Genomic DNA, 22,525 nt, shown 5'->3' with positions numbered 1-22,525 from the left:
GCCCCTTGAAGATTACTTCATGCGAAGTCTGAATTCCACCCTTCGATTGGTGGCTCTTCCTTCGTCAGTATCATTACTCACTTTTGGTCGTGTAGATCCATATCCAGTAGCATAGATGCGACCTTCATCAACACCCTTTTCGATGAGGTAGGCACGTGCAGCACTTGCGCGCTCAGTAGATAAACGCTGGTTCACTTCATCTGATCCGGTATTGTCCGTATGTCCTTCAATACTCAAAGCGTACTCTGGGTGAATCGCCATGATCTCGGCTACCTTATCTAGCACGTTGTAAGACTCAGATTTGATCACAGCACTGCCAGTTTCGAAGAAAAGTCCTTCCATGGCACGGCGCATCACTTCCTTGTCTCCAGCAGATACATCCGGACAACCATCATTGGCGATCAATCCAGGAACTTGAGGACATAAATCCACTGCATTCTTTACCCCGTCGCGGTCTTTATCATTCCGCGCTAGCGAAAATTTCAAACCGATACTATGGAACATGAACTGATCATGCCAATTCAACTGACCCCCAAGGTCAAGATTGTCGAGGTTGTCTTTGATAGTGTAGTGGTAAGTACTTTGGACATTGAGTGCCATCCAATCATTTAGGTGTATATCAAGCCCAACTCCTGCTGGGAAATTGAAGGCCATGTCAAACTCATCAGTGTAATGTTCGGCACGCATGATAGCATCTCCAATACCAGCAAATAGGTAAGGAGCAACGCGGGCATCTTGTTTAAGAATGTATCCATTGGCAAACTTGTATTTAGCCAACAGGCTCAAGTTGAACAGGCGGTTTGAGAAGTAAGAAGTGTCATTTCCATTAGAAATTTGACCATAGCTGATCATACCCATAACGTCCCATGATTCATCGATGTAACCTGCTAAGCTTAAGCCAAATGCAACGTGATCTCGGTCGAACTGGTAGAATTCATTTCCGTACTCGCCGGCATATTCTTTAACACCGCCTAGAACCGAAATGGAAAAGTCTCGTACTTGATTTTGGGAGAACATGCACATGCATGCTAAAATGGCTAGAACAAAAAGGATGATCTTTTTCATGTTAGTTATTTTGATTTCACCCTTGTGACGGAGAGAATAACCTAGAGTCACTTCTAAGTTTTTGCTCTTTGGAATGTTCCATATCTTTTCGAGCTAATTAATGAGTTGGGGTAAGAAAATATGGCAAACGCTCATCGGTACAAGAGAGGAATTCTCCGGTTCTGAACGAACGTTTCACATGGTATGTCTGGCGGCTACGCTGGCGATGATTCTGGGAACCACGCAGAATATCATCCTAGGCCTAGAAGAGCTGGTCTATACAATGGCAGCCGTATTCGTTCTGCTTTTCTTCTGTTACATTCTGTCTAGAGTCTACCGCAAGTTCATTGCAGGATGGGGGATATTCGTTTCATTCTGTGCAGTCATCCTCGGAATCAACTACTATTTCAACGCTGGACTTGACGGACCGACACTCATCACGACTTTCATCATTCTGATCTTCTTCTTCGCTATTTCTCCCGTGAAATTAGCCTGGGGATTCAGTCTAATAATGATTTCCCTTTTCGGAGTAATCATATACTGTGACTTCCATGGCCTCGGGCCGAATGTAGTTCCTTATGAGAGCAGGGCAGATAAGTACATCGACATTTACTTCAGCTATGCTTGGACCTTACTGATTGTTCTGGCTATCTTCTATCGGATACGCAGTGATATGAGGGTTCAGAATGACACACTCAGAAGTCAAAAAGAAGCACTCGAAAAGAGTCAGGAAGAGCTAGAGGCTTCGAACCAAGAATTGAACCGACTCTTTTCCATCATTTCACACGACATTCGAAATCCACTCATATCTATTGAGGGATACCTTGAAGTACTGGAGAAAGACGACCTAGATCCCGAGGAAGACGCGCGCATGAGAGGCGAGTTATTGAATCTCACCAAGTCATCTTCGTCAATGCTTGACCATCTTTTGACTTGGTCGAAGGGACAAATACATGGCCACCGATTCTATTCGAAGCAAGTGCAAATAGATGAGGAATTCGAAGGCACCTTGGCCTTGATAGAAGACCTCTGTACGAAGAAAGGGGTGGTATTCGAATCAGATATTCCAGACGATCAACAAGTTATTTGTGACCCTGACCTTATGGTGATAGTGGTGCGTAACCTATTGCACAATGCACTGAAGTTCACGTCAGAGGGAAAATCCATTGGAATTACATCTGTAGTTCAGGACGATCATTGGGTTCTGACCATATACGACCAAGGACAAGGGATGAGTCAAGACAAGCAAGATTCTCTCTTTACTCTGGAGGCCAAATCAACCTTTGGGACGAACAATGAAAAAGGAATTGGACTTGGGTTAATTCTCGTCAAAGAGTTCATTGATCAACACAAAGGATCGATCTCTTGTCAATCAAAAATAGGAGAGGGAACCACCTTTATCGTCACCATTCCTCAAAAGGAGGGGTGAAAAATCATCCTTTAGGGGGATTCGCCGCATAGAGCTGCCTTCTACCTTTGTTCTGAAAAGTATGCTTGCGGTAAACACGCAGATCAAAGAACGAGGTGGAAGAGTAACTATGAAGAGGTAATGACCTCTATAGCCTGTCTCATCTGATTTAGTCCTACAAGTCTAGAGCCAATACAACTTTCACCTCTGATGCCTCACTCTGTGGGGCATCTTTCCTTTTGGTCTTTTCCATCAGAAAATTTGCCGAAGCTTTCTCGCTATTCATCGAAACTTTCCCTATTTTAGCGACCCTTGACCAAAATTGCTACGATGCGTTTGAACCACATCTTGTGGGCATCTTTTGCGCTATTGATGAGCCTAACATCGGCTGCGCAAGTGTCCGGATTAGAACTAGAGACCGTTCAGGTCCATACTGGTGACATCCCTGAATTAACAGGGTATACCACTTACCGCTTATATGCTACTTGTCAAAACGAACAGGACTTCGTGTCGTCCGTCTATGGCGTCGCAGGAACTCCTTTGTCGATTACAACAGATGGTACGTTTTATCAGGATCCTTTCGGGAGTGAAAATGGCTCGGTAATTAACCCTGCATTCTTCCCTTTTTTCCCTGCGCTGACCTTTGATAGCTGGGTAACCATCGGAAGAGAAAATTCAGATTCTCCAGGAGCAGCAGTATCAACGTTGCAGTCCGCTTCGGATGCCTGGGTTGATCAATTTGCAACCGGTCAAGACATTAATATTAATGGTCAGTTCGGAGGTTCTTGGTTCACAACCTTCGACGTATCCAGTGTCAATGGCTTTGCAGGGGCTGACTTGAAGGTTTTGCTAGGTCAGTTCACGACCAATGGAAACTTGAGCGGTTTTATTAACGTCCAAGTTTTTGTTCTCGGTGACAACCAAAATATTGTAGAAGTCACGCAGCTTCCATTTTCAAATCAGGCCGGCGCCATCTTTGGATGTACAGATCCAGCAGCTGCCAACTATGACCCTACGGCTACGGTTGATGACGGGTCTTGTGAATTTCCATGTACGCTTCAGATTGATGACCTCATTATTACCCCAACGACATGTATTGATACTAATGACGGTGCGCTCACTGTTGTAGCTTCTGGCGGACAAGGTGCAGTGAGCTATTCATTGGATGGTAGCACACCTTTACTCAACCAAAATTTCGTTGATCTAGCTGCAGGTGAATACACCCTTATCGTTGAAGATCAACAAGGTTGTATTGCTGGTCAAGTTTTAACCATTCCTGGTCCAGCTCCAGTGGAGGTTTCTTTTGACGCGGTTAATCAGATTAATTGTAACGGAGAGAGCAACGGTTCGATCACCGTGGCTGCCACAGGAGGAACTGGTCCGTATATGTATGGTTTGTCATTCGGTAACTACACGCAGTCTGACCCGACGTTCTCAGGACTTGGTGAAGGTACCTATGTAGTATACGTCAGCGATGTCAACGGGTGTACAGGAAACACAAACGGTGTTGATATTTCTGAACCAAACCCTCTTCAAGTAGCGGTTACTGGTTCTACACCAGCTAGCTGTCCAAATGAACCAGATGGAGTGATAGCTTCTGTTGGATTCGGTGGTACTGGAGCGCTTCAATTCACCATTGATGGTGTGAACTTCCAGAACTCAGGGGTATTCCTTGTACCTGCTGGGACATACAATGTCAGTCTGATTGACGCTAATGGTTGTGAAGTAAGTTCTGGTCCAGTCATCATTGGTTCTACTGGCGTTGTTGGATGTACTGATCCTTCTGCTTGTAATTATGACGCTAGCGCGGAATGTGATGAAGGGTGTACTTACAGCGGTTGTACTGACCCAACAGCGTGTAACTATGACATGTCAGCAGGATGTGAAGATGGTTCATGTGAATTTGATTCATGTGCTGGGTGTACGGATGCAACGGCATGTAATTACGATGCCACAGCTACGATTTACGACGGTTCTTGTTTAGAGCTTGATGAATGTGGTGTTTGTGGTGGAACAGGGACAGGTGGATGTGTTGACTCCGGAGCTTGCAACTACGATCCAACGGCAGCTTGTGACAATGGAACTTGTGAATACGATTCTTGCGCAGGCTGTACCGACCCAACAGCATGTAATTACGACGCTACTGCGACTATCGATGATGGCTCATGTTTAGAGCTTGATGAGTGCGGAGTTTGTGGTGGATCAGGCACAGAAGGCTGTACTGACCCTACAGCATGTAACTACGATGCGGCAGCTGACTGTGATAATGGTTCATGTCTTGAGCTAGACGATTGTGGTGTATGTGGCGGCAACGGAACCCTTGGATGTACCGATCCAACAGCATGTAACTACGATGCCTCAGCAGCATGTGATGATTCATCTTGTGAGTTTGACTCTTGTACAGGCTGTACAGATGTCAACGCATGTAATTATGATCCGACAGCCACTATAGATGATGGCTCATGTACCCTTCCAGGTCCAATTCTTGACTGTAATGGGAACTGCATCAACGACTGTGATTTTGATGGGGTATGTGACGAAGAAGAAATTTTTGGATGTACTTATCCATGGGCGTGTAACTACAACTCAAATGCAACGGAAGAAGACGGTTCTTGTCTATACCCTGATGCTTGTGGCGTTTGTGGTGGCGATGGAACCCTAGGTTGTACAGATCCAGCGGCATGTAACTACGATCCTGAAGCGGATTGTGATAGTGGTTACTGTTTATACCTCGATGAATGTGGCATATGTGGCGGAACTGGTACACTAGGATGTACTGATGCTGGAGCATGTAACTACGATCCAGCAGCAGCTTGTGATGACGGCTCTTGTGAGTTTAACTCATGCGCAGGATGTACTGATTCGACAGCATGTAACTATGACGCTACTGCAACAATCGATGACGGTTCATGTCTAGAACTTGACGAGTGTGGCGTATGTGGAGGAACAGGAACACTAGGATGTACGGACGCTGGCGCATGTAACTACGACCCAGCAGCAGCTTGTGATGACGGCTCTTGTGAGTTTGACTCATGTGCAGGATGTACTGATCCGACAGCATGTAACTACGATGCTACTGCTACAATCGATGACGGTTCTTGTCTCGAACTTGACGAGTGTGGCGTATGTGGAGGAACAGGAACACTAGGATGTACAGATGCTGGCGCATGTAACTACGACCCAGCAGCAGCTTGTGATGACGGCTCTTGTGAGTTTGATTCTTGCGCAGGCTGTACTGACCCGACAGCATGTAACTACGACGCGACAGCAACAATCGATGACGGTTCTTGTCTCGAACTAGACGAATGTGGCGTATGTGGAGGAACAGGAACACTAGGATGTACAGATGCTGGTGCATGTAACTACGACCCAGCAGCAGCTTGTGATGACGGCTCTTGTGAGTTTGACTCATGCGCAGGATGTACTGATCCGACAGCATGTAACTACGACGCTACTGCAACGATCGATGACGGTTCATGTCTCGAACTAGACGAATGTGGCGTATGTGGCGGAACTGGTACACTAGGATGTACAGATGCTGGCGCATGTAACTACGACCCAGCAGCAGCTTGTGATGACGGCTCTTGTGAGTTTGATTCTTGCGCAGGCTGTACTGACCCAACAGCATGTAACTACGACGCGACAGCAACAATCGATGACGGTTCTTGTCTCGAACTAGACGAATGTGGCGTATGTGGAGGAACAGGAACACTAGGATGTACAGATGCTGGTGCATGTAACTACGACCCAGCAGCAGCTTGTGATGACGGCTCTTGTGAGTTTGACTCATGCGCAGGATGTACTGATCCGACAGCATGTAACTACGACGCTACTGCAACGATCGATGACGGTTCATGTCTCGAACTAGACGAATGTGGCGTATGTGGCGGAACTGGTACACTAGGATGTACTGATGCCGGAGCATGTAACTACGATCCAGCAGCAGCTTGTGATGACGGCTCTTGTGAGTTTGACTCATGTGCAGGATGTACTGATCCGACAGCATGTAACTACGACGCTACTGCAACGATCGATGACGGTTCATGTCTCGAACTAGACGAATGTGGCGTATGTGGCGGAACTGGTACACTAGGATGTACTGATGCCGGAGCATGTAACTACGATCCAGCTGCAGCTTGTGACGATGGCTCTTGTGAGTTTGACTCATGCGCAGGCTGTACCGACCCAACAGCATGTAACTACGATGCTACAGCAACGATCGATGACGGTTCATGTCTAGAACTAGACGAATGTGGCGTATGTGGCGGAACCGGTACACTCGGATGTACTGACCCTGGCGCATGTAACTACGATCCAGCAGCAGCTTGTGATGACGGCTCTTGTGAGTTTGACTCATGTGCAGGATGTACTGATCCGACAGCATGTAACTACGACGCTACTGCAACGATCGATGACGGTTCATGTCTCGAACTAGACGAATGTGGCGTATGTGGCGGAACTGGTACACTAGGATGTACTGATGCCGGAGCATGTAACTACGATCCAGCTGCAGCTTGTGACGATGGCTCTTGTGAGTTTGACTCATGCGCAGGCTGTACCGACCCAACAGCATGTAACTACGATGCTACAGCAACGATCGATGACGGTTCATGTCTAGAACTAGACGAATGTGGCGTATGTGGCGGAACCGGTACACTCGGATGTACTGACCCTGGCGCATGTAACTACGATGCAGAGGCTGACTGTGATGATTCATCATGCGAGTTCGGATCTTGTTCTGGATGTACAGACCCTGCAGCATGTAACTACAACCCGAACGCAACAATAGACGATGGAACGTGTGAGTATGCCGGACCAGTCTACGAATGTGACGGAAGCTGTATTAATGACTGTGATGAAGATGGTGTTTGTGATGAAGACGAAATCTTCGGATGTACATATGAGTGGGCATGTAACTATGACGTAACAGCAACAGAGGAAGACGGTTCTTGTCTGTATCCTGACGCTTGCGGTGTTTGTGGTGGCGATGGAACATTTGGCTGTACAGACCCTGCGGCATGTAACTTCGATCCAGAAGCTGATTGTGATAGCGGATACTGTCTGTACCTCGATGAATGTGGTGAGTGTGGTGGGATGGGTACACTAGGATGTACTGATGCCGGTGCATGTAACTACGATCCAGAAGCAGACTGTGATGATGATTCATGTGAATACGAATCATGCGCAGGATGTACTGATCCGACAGCATGTAACTACGATGCTACTGCAACGATCGATGACGGTTCTTGTCTCGAGCTTGACGAATGTGGCGTATGTGGAGGCGAAGGCACATTAGGGTGTACAGACGCCGGAGCATGTAACTACGATCCAGAAGCAGACTGTGATGATGATTCATGTGAATACGAATCATGTGCAGGATGTACTGATCCAACAGCATGTAACTACGATGCTACTGCAACGATCGATGACGGTTCTTGTCTCGAGCTTGATGAGTGTGGCGTATGTGGAGGCGAAGGCACATTGGGATGTACTGACGCAGGCGCATGTAACTACGATCCAGAAGCAGACTGTGACGATGATTCATGTGAATACGAATCATGCGCAGGATGTACCGACCCAACAGCATGTAACTACGATGCTACTGCAACAATCGATGATGGTTCTTGTCTCGAACTTGATGAATGTGGCGTATGTGGAGGCGAAGGCACATTAGGATGTACCGACGCAGGCGCATGTAACTACGATGCAGAGGCTGATTGTGACGATGGCTCTTGTGAGTTTGATTCATGCGCAGGCTGTACCGACCCAACAGCATGTAACTACGACGCGACAGCCACAATCGATGATGGTTCTTGTCTCGAACTTGATGAATGTGGCGTATGTGGAGGCGAAGGCACATTGGGATGTACCGACGCAGGCGCATGTAACTATGATCCTGAAGCAGACTGTGACGATGATTCATGTGAATACGAGTCGTGTGCTGGCTGTACCGACCCTACAGCATGTAACTACGATGCTACTGCAACGATCGATGACGGTTCTTGTCTCGAGCTTGATGAGTGTGGCGTATGTGGAGGAACAGGAACTCTTGGTTGTACCGACGCCGGAGCATGTAACTACGATGCAGAGGCTGATTGTGACGATGGCTCTTGTGAGTTTGATTCATGCGCAGGCTGTACCGACCCAACAGCATGTAACTACGACGCGACAGCCACAATCGATGATGGTTCTTGTCTCGAACTTGATGAATGTGGCGTATGTGGAGGCGAAGGCACATTGGGATGTACCGACGCAGGCGCATGTAACTATGATCCTGAAGCAGACTGTGACGATGATTCATGTGAATACGAATCATGCGCAGGCTGTACCGACCCAACAGCATGTAACTACGATGCTACTGCAACTATCGATGACGGTTCTTGTCTCGAGCTTGATGAGTGTGGCGTATGTGGAGGCGAAGGCACACTAGGTTGTACTGACCCAATGGCGTGTAATTATGACCCTGAAGCAGACTGTGACGATGATTCATGTGACTTCAGCACGTGCGCAGGATGTACAGATCCAGCGGCATGTAACTTCAATCCAAATGCGACGATTGATGACGGTTCATGTCTTGAGCTCGACGAATGTGGCGTATGTGGAGGCGAAGGCACATTGGGATGTACCGACGCCGGAGCATGTAACTACGATCCAGAAGCAGACTGTGACGATGATTCATGTGAATACGAATCATGTGCAGGCTGTACCGACCCAACAGCATGTAACTACGATGCTACTGCAACGATCGATGACGGTTCTTGTCTCGAGCTTGATGAGTGTGGCGTATGTGGAGGCGAAGGCACACTAGGTTGTACCGACCCAATGGCGTGTAATTATGACCCTGAAGCAGACTGTGACGATGATTCATGTGACTTCAGCACGTGCGCAGGATGTACAGATCCAGCGGCATGTAACTTCAATCCAAATGCGACGATTGATGACGGTTCATGTCTTGAGCTCGACGAATGTGGCGTATGTGGAGGCGAAGGCACATTAGGATGTACCGACGCAGGCGCATGTAACTACGATCCAGAAGCAGACTGTGATGATGATTCATGTGAATACGAATCATGCGCAGGATGTACCGACCCTACAGCATGTAACTACGACGCGACAGCCACAATCGACGATGGCTCATGTCTAGAGCTTGACGAATGTGGCGTATGTGGAGGAGACGGAACACTCGGATGTACAGATCCTGAAGCGTGTAACTACGATGCAGAAGCTGATTGTGACGACGATTCATGTGAGTACCCAGAAGAAGGCTTCGATTGTGACGGAAACTGTGCTGAAGACTGCGATGAAGACGGAGTATGCGACGAAGATGAAGTATACGGATGTACTTATCCATTCGCATGTAACTACAACCCTGCTGCAACAGAAGAAGACGGTTCATGTGAACGTGAGTCTTGTGCAGGATGTACTTACCCAGAAGCATCGAATTATGACCCGAACGTAATTATTGAAAATGGAACATGTGAATTCCCGAATGACGTGACCTGTCCAGGAGACTTTGACAACGACAATGATGTCGGAGTGAATGACCTTCTGTTCTTCTTAAGTCTATACGGAACTACATGTGAATAAATAGAAAGAACCAATTAACCAAAAACCATAAGCTTACACTTCAGATTATGAAAACAATGGCAAGATTAATGAGCGTGCTTTTTGCCTGTTGCCTTTTCGGAACAGTAGCAAACGCGCAATTGAGTCAGGTGGTTGTAGAGCCATACACTCTTGTTTTCGGCGGACAACCAGCCGGAACAACTACTTACCGTATTTATGCGGAAATGCAAGATTCTGATGATCTCATAACAGCGGTTTTCGCCATCAATGGCTGTCATCCGTTGAATGTATCTTCTTCTACTACCTTCTTCAATGACCCTCTAGGAGGAATCAACCCTTCAGGAATCAACCCTGCATTCTTTGCGGTATTCCCATCGATTGAGGCTGACTCTTGGGTGACAATCGGTATTGACAATAGTACAGCTGCAGGCGCATCTGACGTTGGTCAAGCGGCGACAAACCCAGCTGATCCTTTCGGTGACTCTGTTGGACCAGCTGCAACAGGTGTAGACCTTGTAATGGAAGATGGCGCGTGGTTTACGCTACCAACTTCTGCTTCAGCAGTTCCTTCAGGACCAAACAACCGCATCCTTCTTGGGCAATTCACTACAGATGGTGAATTGAGCTTCAATCTAAACCTTCAAGCATTTGATGGTGGTGACCAAGTAAACGGTCGTATCGATTACGTTCACAACGCTTCTTGTGAGGGTGCAGGTTCATTGACTGGATTTGAAGAACAGAACGCAACATTGACTTTCCCAGCGGTGGTTGGAGAGCCTGGATGTACTGATGCTGGCGCATGTAACTTCAACCCAGATGCTACAGAAGATGACGGATCATGTGAATACGATTCATGTGCAGGATGTACAGACCCAACAGCATGTAACTACGATGCTACAGCGACGATCGATGACGGCTCTTGTGCTGTAAACGATGAGTGTGGAGTATGTGGTGGATCTGGAACAACAGGATGTGTTGATTCAGGAGCTTGTAACTATGACCCTGCAGCAGCTTGTGATGATGGATCATGTGAATACGATTCATGTGCAGGTTGTACAGATTCTTCAGCATGTAACTTCGATCCTAACGCTACAATTGACGATGGATCATGTGCTGAATTCGATGAGTGTGGAGTATGTGGTGGATCTGGAACAACAGGATGTGTTGATTCAGGAGCATGTAACTACGACCCAGCAGCAGCTTGTGACGACGGATCATGTGAATACGATTCATGCGCAGGTTGTACTGACGCGGCAGCATGTAACTTCGACCCTACAGCGACTATTGATGATGGATCATGTGCTGAATTCGATGAGTGTGGAGTATGTGGTGGATCTGGAACAACGGGATGTGTTGATTCAGGAGCATGTAACTACGACCCAGCAGCAGCTTGTGATGATGGATCATGTGAATACGATTCATGTGCAGGATGTACTGACGCGACAGCATGTAACTATGACCCAGCAGCAACGATCGATGACGGTTCTTGTGCAGTAAACGACGAATGTGGCGTATGTGGCGGATCCGGAACATCAGGATGTGTTGATTCAGGAGCATGTAACTACGACCCAGCAGCAGCTTGTGACGACGGATCATGTGAATACGATTCATGTGCAGGTTGTACGGATTCTTCAGCATGTAACTTCGACCCTTCAGCAACGATCGATGACGGTTCTTGTGCAGTCAACGACGACTGTGGAGTATGTGGTGGATCAGGAACATCAGGATGTGTTGATTCAGGAGCATGTAACTACGACCCAGCAGCAGCTTGTGATGATGGATCATGTGAATACGATTCATGTGCAGGATGTACTGACTCATCAGCATGTAACTTTGATCCTACAGCAACTATCGATGATGGTTCATGTCTGCAACTAGACGAGTGTGGTGTATGTGGTGGAGAAGGTACAGCAGGATGTACTGACCCAACAGCATGTAACTACGATCCAGCGGCAGATTGTGAGAACGATTCTTGTGAATACCCAGCTGCAGGTGAAGATTGTGATGGCGCTTGTGCCAACGATTGTGACGGTGACGGAATCTGTGACGAAGACGAAGTAGAAGGATGTACTTACGAATTCGCTTGTAACTACGATCCAGCTGCTACGGATGATGACGGTTCATGCGAAGTGAGCTCATGTGCAGGATGTACATACCCATTCGCAGACAACTACGATGCGACAGCTACACTTGATGATGGTTCATGTTTCTTCCCGAACGATCTAACTTGTCCTGGTGACTACGATGACGACGGCGATGTAGGTGTGAATGATTTGATGATGTTCCTATCGTACTACGGAGGTACTTGTGATGACAATGAGTAATCTTAGATTACACTTGAAATAATAGAAAGGGAGCACTTGTTGCTCCCTTTTTCTTTATCAGACACTGTCCTACAAACGTGCCTTCGATTCGCACCGTATAGGGAGATAACAGCCCTCCAAATACGACGATATGCGAACGATTAACCACGTACTGATGCTGCTGGGATTTGTAGTCCTAGTAGGGTTGAATGCGCAAGGCCAATGCACCTTCACGGGCATTACGGTCAACGAAGCATGCGACCCTGTCGGTGGTGGCGGTTTTGAAACCGCCGTTGATATTACATTCAGCATTGCAAACGGATGTACAGTAAATGAAGTCTGCTATTCCCGAATAGGGGACGGTTCTCAAGACTGTACAGACATTTCAGCCGATCTTCTTGGAAATGGAGATACCTACCACTTAACCTTGCCTGGAGCAGGGATTTATCAATTCTGGGCAACCATCTCCGGTGGTTCGAGCCCAGTAGAAGAAGTTCAGGTTAACTGTTTCGACGAAACCTATTCATGTGACAATCCTTTCGCGGTGAACTATCAAGCCGCTGGAGCTAATCCAAACGAATTAGCTTGTTTATACGACGACTATATCTGTGATTGTGTGGGAACTCCTCACACTGTTGGAGCCATGAGCTATCTAGGAGATGGCGAATACGAATCTTCAAACTCGGGAAAACTCTGGGATGGTCAAGCGGTGCATTTCGCCTGTAACGTCTGGGGATTTGACTGTGGAGATGGTGGAGTGAATTTCGATCCTTACGGAGTATGTGAAGGAAACCTTCCACCGAATAATGGATGTTCTTCTCCTGGCTGTGCGCCGCTCACGTTGGCTGTGACACAAGGTGCCTGTGGATCTGATGCCTATGGATTGACAACACAGATTAACGTTGAATTTGGAATTTCTGACGGTTGTGTCGCTGATCAACTCTGCTTCATGTTGAACGGGGGAGATGAGACCTGCATTGATCTGTCAGGAGACGGAGGATACATGAACGGAGAGACCTATGTATTCAGCGGAGCTGAACCAGGTGGGGTTTATCAGTTCCACTTCGAAACAACCTCAGGTGCCGTGTCTCCATTCTTCTATTTCACTTGTGGAGACCCGTGTTCAGGACAAAGTACGATCTGCGATTGTGATGGTAACGTTTGGCCTGAAGATCACACTTCATATCTCGGAGATGGTAACCTCAACGATGGGGTAACTCCAGTTGATGGTAAATACTTGAATTTCAACTGCCTCACATGGGCCTTCGATTGTGGAGAAGGAGATGGGGTAGAAGATCCATTCAACGTTTGCGTTGGGAATCTACCGCCCGATAACGGCTGTGGTACCTATGCTTTCGGTTGTACTGATATTTCAGCATGTAACTATGACGCTAGCGCGGATGGGGACGATGGTTCTTGTGACTATTCATGTTATGGATGTACTATTCCTTCGGCATGTAACTATGATCCCGCAGCTGCCTTAGATGACGGTTCATGTGAGTATTCATGTTATGGTTGTACTGTTCCAACGGCTTGTAATTACGACGCTTCGGCAACACAAGACGATGGTAGTTGCGTTTTCAATTGTCAGGGATGTACCGATGCCTCGGCATGTAATTATGATGCAGGTGCTACGATGGACGATGGTTCTTGTGATTACTCTTGCCTTGGTTGTATAGATAATATCGCATGTAACTATGACGCAACGGCTACTGTTGATGATGGCTCTTGTGATTATTCCTGTCTTGGTTGTTTAGACCCAACAGCGTGTAACTACGATGCGTCAGCCACCGTGAGTGACGGTTCATGTGACTATTCATGTCAGGGTTGTACAGATCCAGCGGCATGTAATTTCGAGGTGTCAGCAACAGATGATGACGGAAGCTGTACATATGATTGCTTAGGATGTACAGATTCTGGCGCATGTAATTATGATGCAGGAGCCACAGATGACGATGGTTCATGTAATTACTCATGCCTTGGTTGTACAGACTCCGGTGCGTGTAACTATGACACTGGGGCAACCCAAGATGATGGATCGTGTGATTACTCTTGTCTCGGTTGTATGGATCCAGCGGCATGTAATTACGACGCAAGTGCCACTGAGAATGACGGTTCGTGCAACTATGACTGCCAGGGGTGTACGGATGCCACAGCTTGTAACTATGATCTAACGGCATTGATTGATGATGGTTCATGTGACTATTCATGCCAAGGTTGCACGGATATCGGAGCATGTAATTACGTTGCAAGTGCAAGTCAAGATGACGGATCGTGTGATTACTCTTGTTTAGGGTGTACTGACTCTGGAGCATGTAATTTCGATGCGAGCGCCTCTCAAGATGACGGTTCATGTGATTATGCAGCTCCATTCTACAATTGTGCAGGAGCTTGTATCAACGATAGTGATGGCGACGGCGTTTGCGATGAACTAGAAGTGCCAGGATGTACCTACAACATGGCATGTAATTATAATCCGCTCGCAACAGATGAAGATGGTAGTTGTGATTTTGGGTCGTGCCTTGGATGTACTTATTCAGGAGCATCGAACTTCGATCCAGGAGCTACTATTGATGATGGATCTTGTGAGTACGACCAGCCATTCTGTGTTGGAGATGTAAATGCAGACGGTCAAGTGAATGTCACTGATATCATCCTGTTACTTCAGCATTATGGAAGCTTATGTGATTAGTCTGAACGAGCAGATTCTTTGAAGAATAAATAGAGGGGGAGTCCAAAACAGACTCCGACCATAAAAATACCAGCGAAGGCGAGCCAGTAATTCTTTACTTGGTTTCGCCTTCCGTCGTATATGATGAATATACTCGCTACTGTTCCTGCTAGGAACAAGTCATAAGCGAAGAACCGACTGCTACGTCGTTGGAATTGTTCTTCGAACAAGAGCCATAAGTCGTTGTCATTTTCAATCATGAATGGAATCATCTCTGAATAAGGAAGAATGATCCCAATAATGGCAAGAACTAAGTATAGGTACCTCATGATTCCGCGCTAGCGTATAAATTCACCTCAACAAACTTACTCGCAGGAGTATTGCTCTCATGGGCCTTAGCACCAATAGGGACAAGGGCATTGCACTCTGGGAAATAGGTCGCAACACACTTGCGTGGAATGCTGAAAGGAATCACAATGAAGCGCTCGACCCGACGTTTTTCACCTCGGAAAACACTTTCAATGTCAACAACTTGACCTCTTTTCCAACCTTTTTCAGCGGCGTCTTCTTCATTCATCATAACTACACGTCGCTCGTTCAGAATTCCGCGATAGCGATCGTCAAGTCCGTAAATGGTGGTGTTGTATTGGTCGTGAGAACGAACGGTCATCATAATATACTCCGCCTCCTTAGGGTCAACCTGTGGGAGGTGATTGACGGTGAATTGAGCTTTCCCATTTGACGTATTGAACTTGCGCACACGTGCCCCATTCGGAAGATGGAAGCCATTCGACTGACGCACCTTTCGATTGTAGTCATCAAAGCCTGGAATCACCGCCTCAATTTCATCGCGGATCAGGTTATAGTCATTTCTCCAAGAAGACCATTTCATGGTGTCTTGAGCTGACAAGGTCGCCTCAGCTAATGAACAAACGATGTCCACCTCACTCTTCAAAGCAGCCGAAGGCGCCGGACGGTGGCCTCTACTCTGATGTACAACCCCCATCGAATTCTCAACGGTGTAGAATTGCTTCTTGCCCTGTTGGATATCCGCTTCAGTACGTGCCAAACAAGGGAGGATAATTGCCTCTTTTCCTGTGACAAGATGCGAGCGATTGAGTTTTGTGCTGACCTGAACCGTCATGTCGCAGTTCTGCATTGCCTTACCCGTGAATTCACTATCTGGCGTTGCTGAAATGAAGTTTCCGCCCATGGCGAAGAAGAACTTCACCTTGTTCTCTGCCATCGCTTCAATCGACTCTACAACATCATACCCATGTTCACGCGGCGATTGGAAGTGGAAACGTCCATCAAGTGCATCGAGTAGTCGGGCAGGGGGCTTCTCAAAGATGCCCATGGTTCGATCACCTTGTACATTACTATGCCCTCGAACTGGGCAAGTTCCTGCACCTGGTTTGCCAACAGCCCCTTTCAATAATAGAAGATTCACTATCTCCTGAACGTTGGCTACACCATTGACATGTTGGGTGATTCCCATTGCCCAACAAATGATGATCTTGGTGTTATTTGCCAATAATTCAATCACCGGTTTCAATTGCTGTGCGGTAAGTCCACAGTCTTTGTAAAGCTGGTTCTTGTCTTCTTGATTCAGTTGCGCACGATACTCATCGAAACCAGAAGCGTACTGGGCAATAAACTCGCGATCGAGCACTCTTCCCGGGTTGGCCTCTTCTGCTTCAAAGAGTCCTTTGGCAAGCAGCTTAAGCATCGCAATGTCACCATTGACACGCACTTGAAGGAAGTGGTCAGAAATCTTAGTCCCTCCCTTCAAAATCTCAACCGGACTTTGAGGGTCAACAAATTTCTCTGTACCTACCTCTGGTAGCGGGTTCACATGTACCACCTTTCCTCCATTCGCTTTGCATTTCTGCAGTGCGCTTAACATTCTCGGGTGATTGGTTCCAGGGTTCTGTCCTACCACAAGTACGACCTCTGCTTCGTACAGATCATTCAAAGTCACGGAGCCTTTCCCAATTCCTAAAGTGCGTCCTAATCCCGTTCCACTAGACTCGTGGCACATGTTGGAGCAATCTGGAAGGTTGTTCGTTCCATAGGCACGTACGAAGAGTTGATATAGAAATGCCGTCTCATTGGCAGTCCTTCCTGAGGTATAGAACACAGCATCGTCAGCGTCAATTGATTTCAGCTTAGAACCAATTTTAGCAAACGCATCTTCCCAAGAAATAGGAGTGTAGTGATCTGCATTTTCGGCCAAGTACATTGGTTCTGTGATACGTCCTGAACGTCCGATTTTGTAATCAGACCATGTGCTCATTTCACTGACTGAATGCCGTTCGAAGAAAGCAGGATCGACCCGCTTTTTTGTAGCCTCTTCAGCGATAGCCTTAGCACCATTCTCACAGTATTCAAACAACTTTGAGCGATGTTCCGGGTCAGGCCATGCACATCCAGGGCAATCAAGGCCATCTTTCTGATTTACCTTGGTCATGAGTTTGAAACCTTCAAATAGTCCAATCTCCTCACTCAAGTGGCGAATAGCAACTGTTACACCTTTTACCCCAGCTGCTTTCTTGGGGTTCTTGATGAATTTGATACCTGTAAGCTCCGAAGGAGGTAGAATTTTGACATCTCTCATATCATGCAATATAATCTGATTCAACTGGCTTTAAGCGTATCGAGTCGCGCGACTATCTCGAACAAATCCATACAATTGAATACCTAATTCTTTAGCGAAATCAACCGCAAGACTCGAAGGCGCTGAAACGGCGGCTAGATTGGGTATTCCAGCCATAAAACACTTTGAAACGATCTCATAACTAATGCGGCCGCTCACTAATAGCACCTTCGCATTCGACAGATTCCCTTCAAAAAGTAAATGACCAATTACCTTATCAACGGCGTTGTGGCGACCAATGTCTTCACGGGTAACTAAATGATCTCCTTCATCGGTAAATGCCGCTGCGCCATGGCTGCCTCCAGTGGCCGAAAACAAGTGTTGTTCCTTGCGCATCGCACCAAAGGCTTTTTCAAGATCAATCGAATTCTCAGTGCTATCGATACTTCCACTTCTCCCCTCAAAAGAGGTACGCCCGCAGATACCGCAAGAGGATACAGACAGCAATTGACGACTATTCAAATAACCTTGACCTAGCTTTTCTGAATCAATATCTAGGGTGATTTGATCCATGATGTTTTCTTCGCTAGCGCGGAATTGGAATGCCTTACGATCTAAGCCTTCACCTCGATAGATATCTTCATTATGCAACAACCCGCGAACGAGTTCAGCCTCATGTCCAGGAGTTTGCATGGTGACGGTAAGTGCCTCTCCATTGATCACTACCTGCAAAGGACGCTCTACAACGAGTTCATCCTTTGTGGGTTGAGTATCTCCGTTTCGATTGAGTTCTCCTTCGTAGGCTTGGTGGTTCATTTATGACAATCCAGTGATCACCCCATCGTTATCGATGTCCATTCCTTCTGAAGCAGGCACTGCTGGAAGTCCAGGCATACGCATCATCTTACCGAGAATTGGAATAATGAATCCAGCTCCGGCGGCAAATTCGAATTCACGTACAGTCACGGTAAATCCGGTCGGACGACCACGAAGTGCGTCATTATCTGAAAGTGACTTCTGCGTTTTCGCCATGCAGACTGGAAGCTTATCTAGACCGAGCGATTCAATCGTTTTAATTCCGGTAAGGGCATTCTTATCGAATGAAACAGCGTCTGCACCGTAGATGGTTTTAGCGATAGTCTCAATCTTTTTCTTGACACTGTCTTCTGTATCGTAGATCGGCTTGAAGTTAGATTTCCCTGATTCTACCGCTTCTACAACAGCGCGAGCGAGGTCTTCCGTTCCCGCACCACCGTCAGACCAGCATCGACTCACAACTGCTTTTACACCGAGCTTCGCACATTCATCTTGAACGTGTTGCATTTCCTCTTCTGTGTCTGTGGTGAAATGGTTAATTGCGACTACAGGCTGAAGGCCGAAAGCCTTAATATTTTCAATGTGCTTCTGAAGATTCGGGAAACCTGCCTTCACGAAGTCAATGTTCGGGTTGTTGTACTCATCTTTCGCAGCACCTCCATGATGACGTAACGCACGAAGGGTAGCCACAACGACTACTGCTTTAGGAGCGATTCCCGCTGCTCGGCACTTAATGTCTAGGAATTTTTCGGCTCCGAGGTCTGCACCAAAGCCTGCCTCAGTAACGGTGTAGTCCGCGAGAGACATACCCATCTTCGTTGCGAGGATGGTATTCGTTCCTTGAGCGATGTTCGCGAATGGTCCACCGTGAATGATTGCTGGGTTGTGTTCAAGGGTTTGAACAAGATTCGGCTTCACTGCATCTTTTAGCAATAGCGCCATCGCACCTTCAGCGTTCAAGTCACGAGCATAAACCGGCTTGCGGTCCATGGTATATCCAACGAAGATATTCCCAAGGCGTTTCTTAAGGTCTTCACGGTCTTTCGCCATGCATAGAATGGCCATGACTTCTGAGGCTGGGGTGATGTTAAATCCATCTTCACGAGGAATACCGTTTCCTGTTCCTCCAAGACCGATGGTGATTTGACGCAGAGAACGGTCATTCATATCCATCACACGCTTCCAGTAGATTCTACGAGGGTCAAGACCTAGGCTGCGCGTGCGACTTTGAAGGTTGTTATCAATCAATGCGGAAAGCAAGTTGTTTGCCTTTTCAACCGCAGAGAAGTCTCCAGTGAAGTGGAGGTTAATGTCTTCCATTGGAATCACCTGCGAATAACCACCTCCGGCTGCTCCTCCTTTGATCCCGAAAACTGGTCCGAGTGAAGGCTCACGAAGAACTACGACAGACTTTTTGCCGATTCTATTGAGTCCTTCGTTCAATCCAATCGATGTCGTGGTCTTTCCTTCACCCGCAGGGGTAGGAGTGATGGCCGTTACCAAGATAAGGTTAGAGGCATCAACTTTCGATTCATCGATGAGTTCAAGAGGAAGTTTCGCTTTGGTTGAACCGTACAGTTCAAGCTGGTCTTCTGAGATATCAAGTTTAGAAGCAATGTGGCGGATATCTTTGATCTCTGCTTCTTGGGCGATCTGTAGATCGGATTTGAATTCAGACATAATTTGGCAGGTTTGCTGCACAAATTAGTGAATTCAGATTCCGCCAAAGGCGAAATCACAAAAAGATAAATGATGCGTGCATAACCGTTAGACCTTTCTCAGTCTAAACCAGAAAGATGTGCCCTCATTCACGCGAGATTGAATGTGGTACTCAGAATCATGCGCTTCAAGCACACTCTTTACAATGGCGAGTCCCAACCCAGTACCCTTCGTGGTACCAGAAGGTCGTGTATGGAAACGGTCGAACACCTTCTCTAGATCTTCTTCCGTGATACCAACTCCCGTATCAGCAACGGTTACTTGGAGGAATTCATCCACCTCAGCTATCGTGATCGACACTTTTCCACCTTGTGGGGTGAACTTGATAGCATTATTGGTGAGGTTCTGAATCACTCGATCAATCAATGAGATATCTCCAAAGACCATCGGAAGGTTTTGTGGGATTTGCTCAATGAGGTCGACTCCTTTCTTATCGGCATTTACTCTAATGCTGGCTCCGATATCTTTAGCCAAATCAGAGAGTGAGAAAGGCTCAATGTTTGGTTTGCGATCACGTGACTGCAGTTTTGATAGTTCAAAGAGCTCGTCTACCAATTCACGTAGTTTAATCGTGTTCTTCAGACTCGTTCCCAGGTATTTTTCCAAACGATCAGGAGGGAGGCTGCCGTGCTTCATAAGGACGGTTTCCAGATATCCTTGAATGGAGGATAATGGTGTCCGAAGGTCATGGGAGACGTTCGCCAAGAGTTCCGTTCTCAGGCGATCGAGCTCGTCACGTTCCTTTTTCAGATTCTCTTGTTCCTGAACGATTCCGCGTAGCGAGATAAAGAGAACACCAATGATAATTAACGACACTCCAATCCCAATCAAGGCGTTTTTCCAAGCATTGCGCTCGGCTTCTTGAATGAAACTATCGAAACGTTGATCTACCTGAAGCACACCAACGGTAGTACCAGTGCGGTCTTTGATAGGTTGGAAGGCACTTAGCCAGGTTCCATTGCTATCCGCATACATTTCGATGGTGCCACCGTGATCGTAGTCATCCATCAATTTCTCTGGGTAGTCTAGATAAGGATGCTTCCAGAACGGATTTGTCGAGGTCACGCCAAAACAGAACTTCTTCATACCAGGGTCATAAACCATGGTATAAATAGCTGTTTCAATCATGTTGGCATCCTGCACATGCTTCAGCTGCTCATGAATGGCGAAGTACTCAGCATCGTCATCGTTGTTCATGATCGCGTCCATCGACCCGTGTTTTTCGATGAGGGCTTGATGTATATCGCCATCAATCTCTAAGGCAAGGGTAGAAGCGATACCCTCAAGACGGGCTAGCTCTTTTTCCTCGCTGAGTGCGATTTGTTGCTTATAACTGCTGACAATAAGGAATGCAGAGACCAAGAGGGTCATGAAGACCGCAATCAGAATCAAGCGTTGAAGCGAACTACCGGCGAGACGTTTAAGCATCAAGCATCGTTAAAGCGGTACCCAACTCCCCACGTAGTCAATACGTAATCTGGATTCGCAGCGTCTTTTTCAATCTTAGAACGAAGACGGTTGATATGACTATTCACCGTGTGCTCGTATCCCTCGAAATCATAGCTCCAAACGAGATTAAGCAGTTCTTTACGATCATAAGTAACACCTGGATTGCTTGCTAGCAGGTATAAGAGGTCAAACTCTTTCGGCGTCAATTCAATGCGTTCGCCTTCAACAACCACCTTGCGCTTGCTCTTATCGATTTCCAATCCACGGTAGACAATCTCTTTCGCGTCTTCATCAGAAGCGGTGTCGATTTCTACACGACGAAGAATGGCCTTTACTCGAGCTGTGAGCTCGCGAACACTAAATGGCTTCGTCAAATAGTCGTCTGCACCGGTCTCCAAACCAAGCACTTTGTCGATCTCTTCGCTACGCGCAGTGAGCATGAGAATGGGTGAATTCACCTTTTCTCGACGCAAATCACGGCAGATATCGATCCCGTTTTTACCGGGAAGATTGATATCCAAAACCATCAGATCGAAGGGATTAGATAGTGAATACTCGTATCCTTCCTGTCCGTTTCGGAAGATTTCGACCTCACAATTAAGGTCTTCGAGGTGAAGTTGAACGAGCTCGGCAATGTCCTGCTCGTCTTCTATGATGATGACTTTCCGCATAATAGTTCTTAAAGATTCACAAATAAACCGAGACTTTATAACGAGTTTATCACCTGAAACTCGCTTTTTATAAGCATTTGCTTCATTCTTTCATTCTCAGCGATTTACGTTTATGCCATTTTCGTGACGTTTCCGTTACAAGTTGATTTTACCTTTGAACAACCAATCGGTCAGATTGGTTATGACTGCACACTCGAAAGAGTAGTTTAGTAGTTAGGTTAAGTTTAGTTGTTAGTTATAGGAAGTCCTCGTGTCTAGTACGGGGACTTTCTTATTTCCGCA

11 protein-coding genes are annotated in these 22,525 nt (G+C 46.8%); 4 read left to right on the top strand and 7 right to left on the bottom strand.

The window, feature by feature from the left end:
• Positions 1 to 12 precede the first annotated feature (12 nt).
• Positions 13 to 1,065: an OmpA family protein gene (locus RA156_RS08765; protein WP_306639495.1), complete on the bottom strand. Its 1,053-nt coding sequence runs from the start codon at positions 1,063 to 1,065 to the stop codon at positions 13 to 15.
• A gap of 100 nt (positions 1,066 to 1,165) precedes the next feature.
• Here RA156_RS08765 and RA156_RS08760 point away from each other — a divergent pair, with 100 nt between their 5' ends.
• The 4 genes from RA156_RS08760 (at position 1,166) to RA156_RS08745 (ending at position 15,013) form a co-directional block, all read left to right on the top strand.
• Positions 1,166 to 2,473, top strand: a complete 1,308-nt coding sequence (locus tag RA156_RS08760; RefSeq protein ID WP_306639494.1) for a sensor histidine kinase — start codon at positions 1,166 to 1,168, stop codon at positions 2,471 to 2,473.
• 309 nt (positions 2,474 to 2,782) lie between these two features.
• Positions 2,783 to 10,039, top strand: coding sequence for a SprB repeat-containing protein (locus RA156_RS08755; protein WP_306639493.1), 7,257 nt, complete (start codon positions 2,783 to 2,785; stop codon positions 10,037 to 10,039).
• Between the two features lie 47 nt (positions 10,040 to 10,086).
• Entirely contained in the window at positions 10,087 to 12,342 is a 2,256-nt protein-coding gene (locus RA156_RS08750) for a hypothetical protein (RefSeq protein ID WP_306639492.1), read from the top strand.
• A gap of 130 nt (positions 12,343 to 12,472) precedes the next feature.
• Entirely contained in the window at positions 12,473 to 15,013 is a 2,541-nt protein-coding gene (locus tag RA156_RS08745; protein ID WP_306639491.1) for a hypothetical protein, read from the top strand.
• Here the strand turns inward: RA156_RS08745 and RA156_RS08740 are convergent.
• The 6 genes from RA156_RS08740 to RA156_RS08715 all read right to left on the bottom strand — a co-directional run bounded on the left by RA156_RS08740 (position 15,010) and on the right by RA156_RS08715 (position 22,243).
• Positions 15,010 to 15,321, bottom strand: a complete 312-nt coding sequence (locus RA156_RS08740) for a DUF2834 domain-containing protein (protein WP_306639490.1) — start codon at positions 15,319 to 15,321, stop codon at positions 15,010 to 15,012. The genes RA156_RS08745 and RA156_RS08740 overlap by 4 nt on opposite strands.
• Entirely contained in the window at positions 15,318 to 17,609 is a 2,292-nt protein-coding gene (locus tag RA156_RS08735; RefSeq protein WP_306639489.1) for an FdhF/YdeP family oxidoreductase, read from the bottom strand. Before RA156_RS08735 ends, RA156_RS08740 begins: the two co-directional genes overlap by 4 nt.
• A 30-nt stretch (positions 17,610 to 17,639) precedes the next feature.
• Positions 17,640 to 18,404, bottom strand: coding sequence for a formate dehydrogenase accessory sulfurtransferase FdhD (gene fdhD / locus RA156_RS08730; protein ID WP_306639488.1), 765 nt, complete (start codon positions 18,402 to 18,404; stop codon positions 17,640 to 17,642).
• On the bottom strand, positions 18,405 to 20,084 hold the full coding sequence (locus RA156_RS08725) for a formate--tetrahydrofolate ligase (RefSeq protein ID WP_306639487.1): 1,680 nt from the start codon (positions 20,082 to 20,084) through the stop codon (positions 18,405 to 18,407).
• 87 nt (positions 20,085 to 20,171) lie between these two features.
• Positions 20,172 to 21,551 carry a sensor histidine kinase gene (locus tag RA156_RS08720; protein ID WP_306639486.1) on the bottom strand — a complete coding sequence of 460 codons (1,380 nt, stop codon included), beginning with the start codon at positions 21,549 to 21,551 and terminating at the stop codon, positions 20,172 to 20,174.
• On the bottom strand, positions 21,551 to 22,243 hold the full coding sequence (locus RA156_RS08715) for a response regulator transcription factor (protein WP_306639485.1): 693 nt from the start codon (positions 22,241 to 22,243) through the stop codon (positions 21,551 to 21,553). The genes RA156_RS08720 and RA156_RS08715 overlap by 1 nt, the downstream gene beginning before the upstream one ends.
• Positions 22,244 to 22,525: the final 282 nt, after the last annotated feature.

This window comes from Sanyastnella coralliicola (assembly GCF_030845195.1).
Lineage (GTDB): Bacteria > Bacteroidota > Bacteroidia > Flavobacteriales_D > Sanyastnellaceae > Sanyastnella > Sanyastnella coralliicola.
The sequence above is the reverse complement of the archived record's forward strand: the minus strand, read 5'-3'. Positions and strand labels throughout refer to the sequence as shown.

Coding starts and splice junctions, on each gene's coding strand:
- RA156_RS08745 (WP_306639491.1), top strand. CDS start 12,473: ATGCGAACGATTAACCACGTACTGATGCTGCTGGGATTTGTAGTCCTA.
- RA156_RS08740 (WP_306639490.1), bottom strand. CDS start 15,321: ATGAGGTACCTATACTTAGTTCTTGCCATTATTGGGATCATTCTTCCT.
- fdhD (WP_306639488.1), bottom strand. CDS start 18,404: ATGAACCACCAAGCCTACGAAGGAGAACTCAATCGAAACGGAGATACT.
- RA156_RS08765 (WP_306639495.1), bottom strand. CDS start 1,065: ATGAAAAAGATCATCCTTTTTGTTCTAGCCATTTTAGCATGCATGTGC.
- RA156_RS08720 (WP_306639486.1), bottom strand. CDS start 21,551: ATGCTTAAACGTCTCGCCGGTAGTTCGCTTCAACGCTTGATTCTGATT.
- RA156_RS08750 (WP_306639492.1), top strand. CDS start 10,087: ATGAAAACAATGGCAAGATTAATGAGCGTGCTTTTTGCCTGTTGCCTT.
- RA156_RS08755 (WP_306639493.1), top strand. CDS start 2,783: ATGCGTTTGAACCACATCTTGTGGGCATCTTTTGCGCTATTGATGAGC.
- RA156_RS08725 (WP_306639487.1), bottom strand. CDS start 20,084: ATGTCTGAATTCAAATCCGATCTACAGATCGCCCAAGAAGCAGAGATC.
- RA156_RS08715 (WP_306639485.1), bottom strand. CDS start 22,243: ATGCGGAAAGTCATCATCATAGAAGACGAGCAGGACATTGCCGAGCTC.
- RA156_RS08760 (WP_306639494.1), top strand. CDS start 1,166: ATGAGTTGGGGTAAGAAAATATGGCAAACGCTCATCGGTACAAGAGAG.
- RA156_RS08735 (WP_306639489.1), bottom strand. CDS start 17,609: ATGAGAGATGTCAAAATTCTACCTCCTTCGGAGCTTACAGGTATCAAA.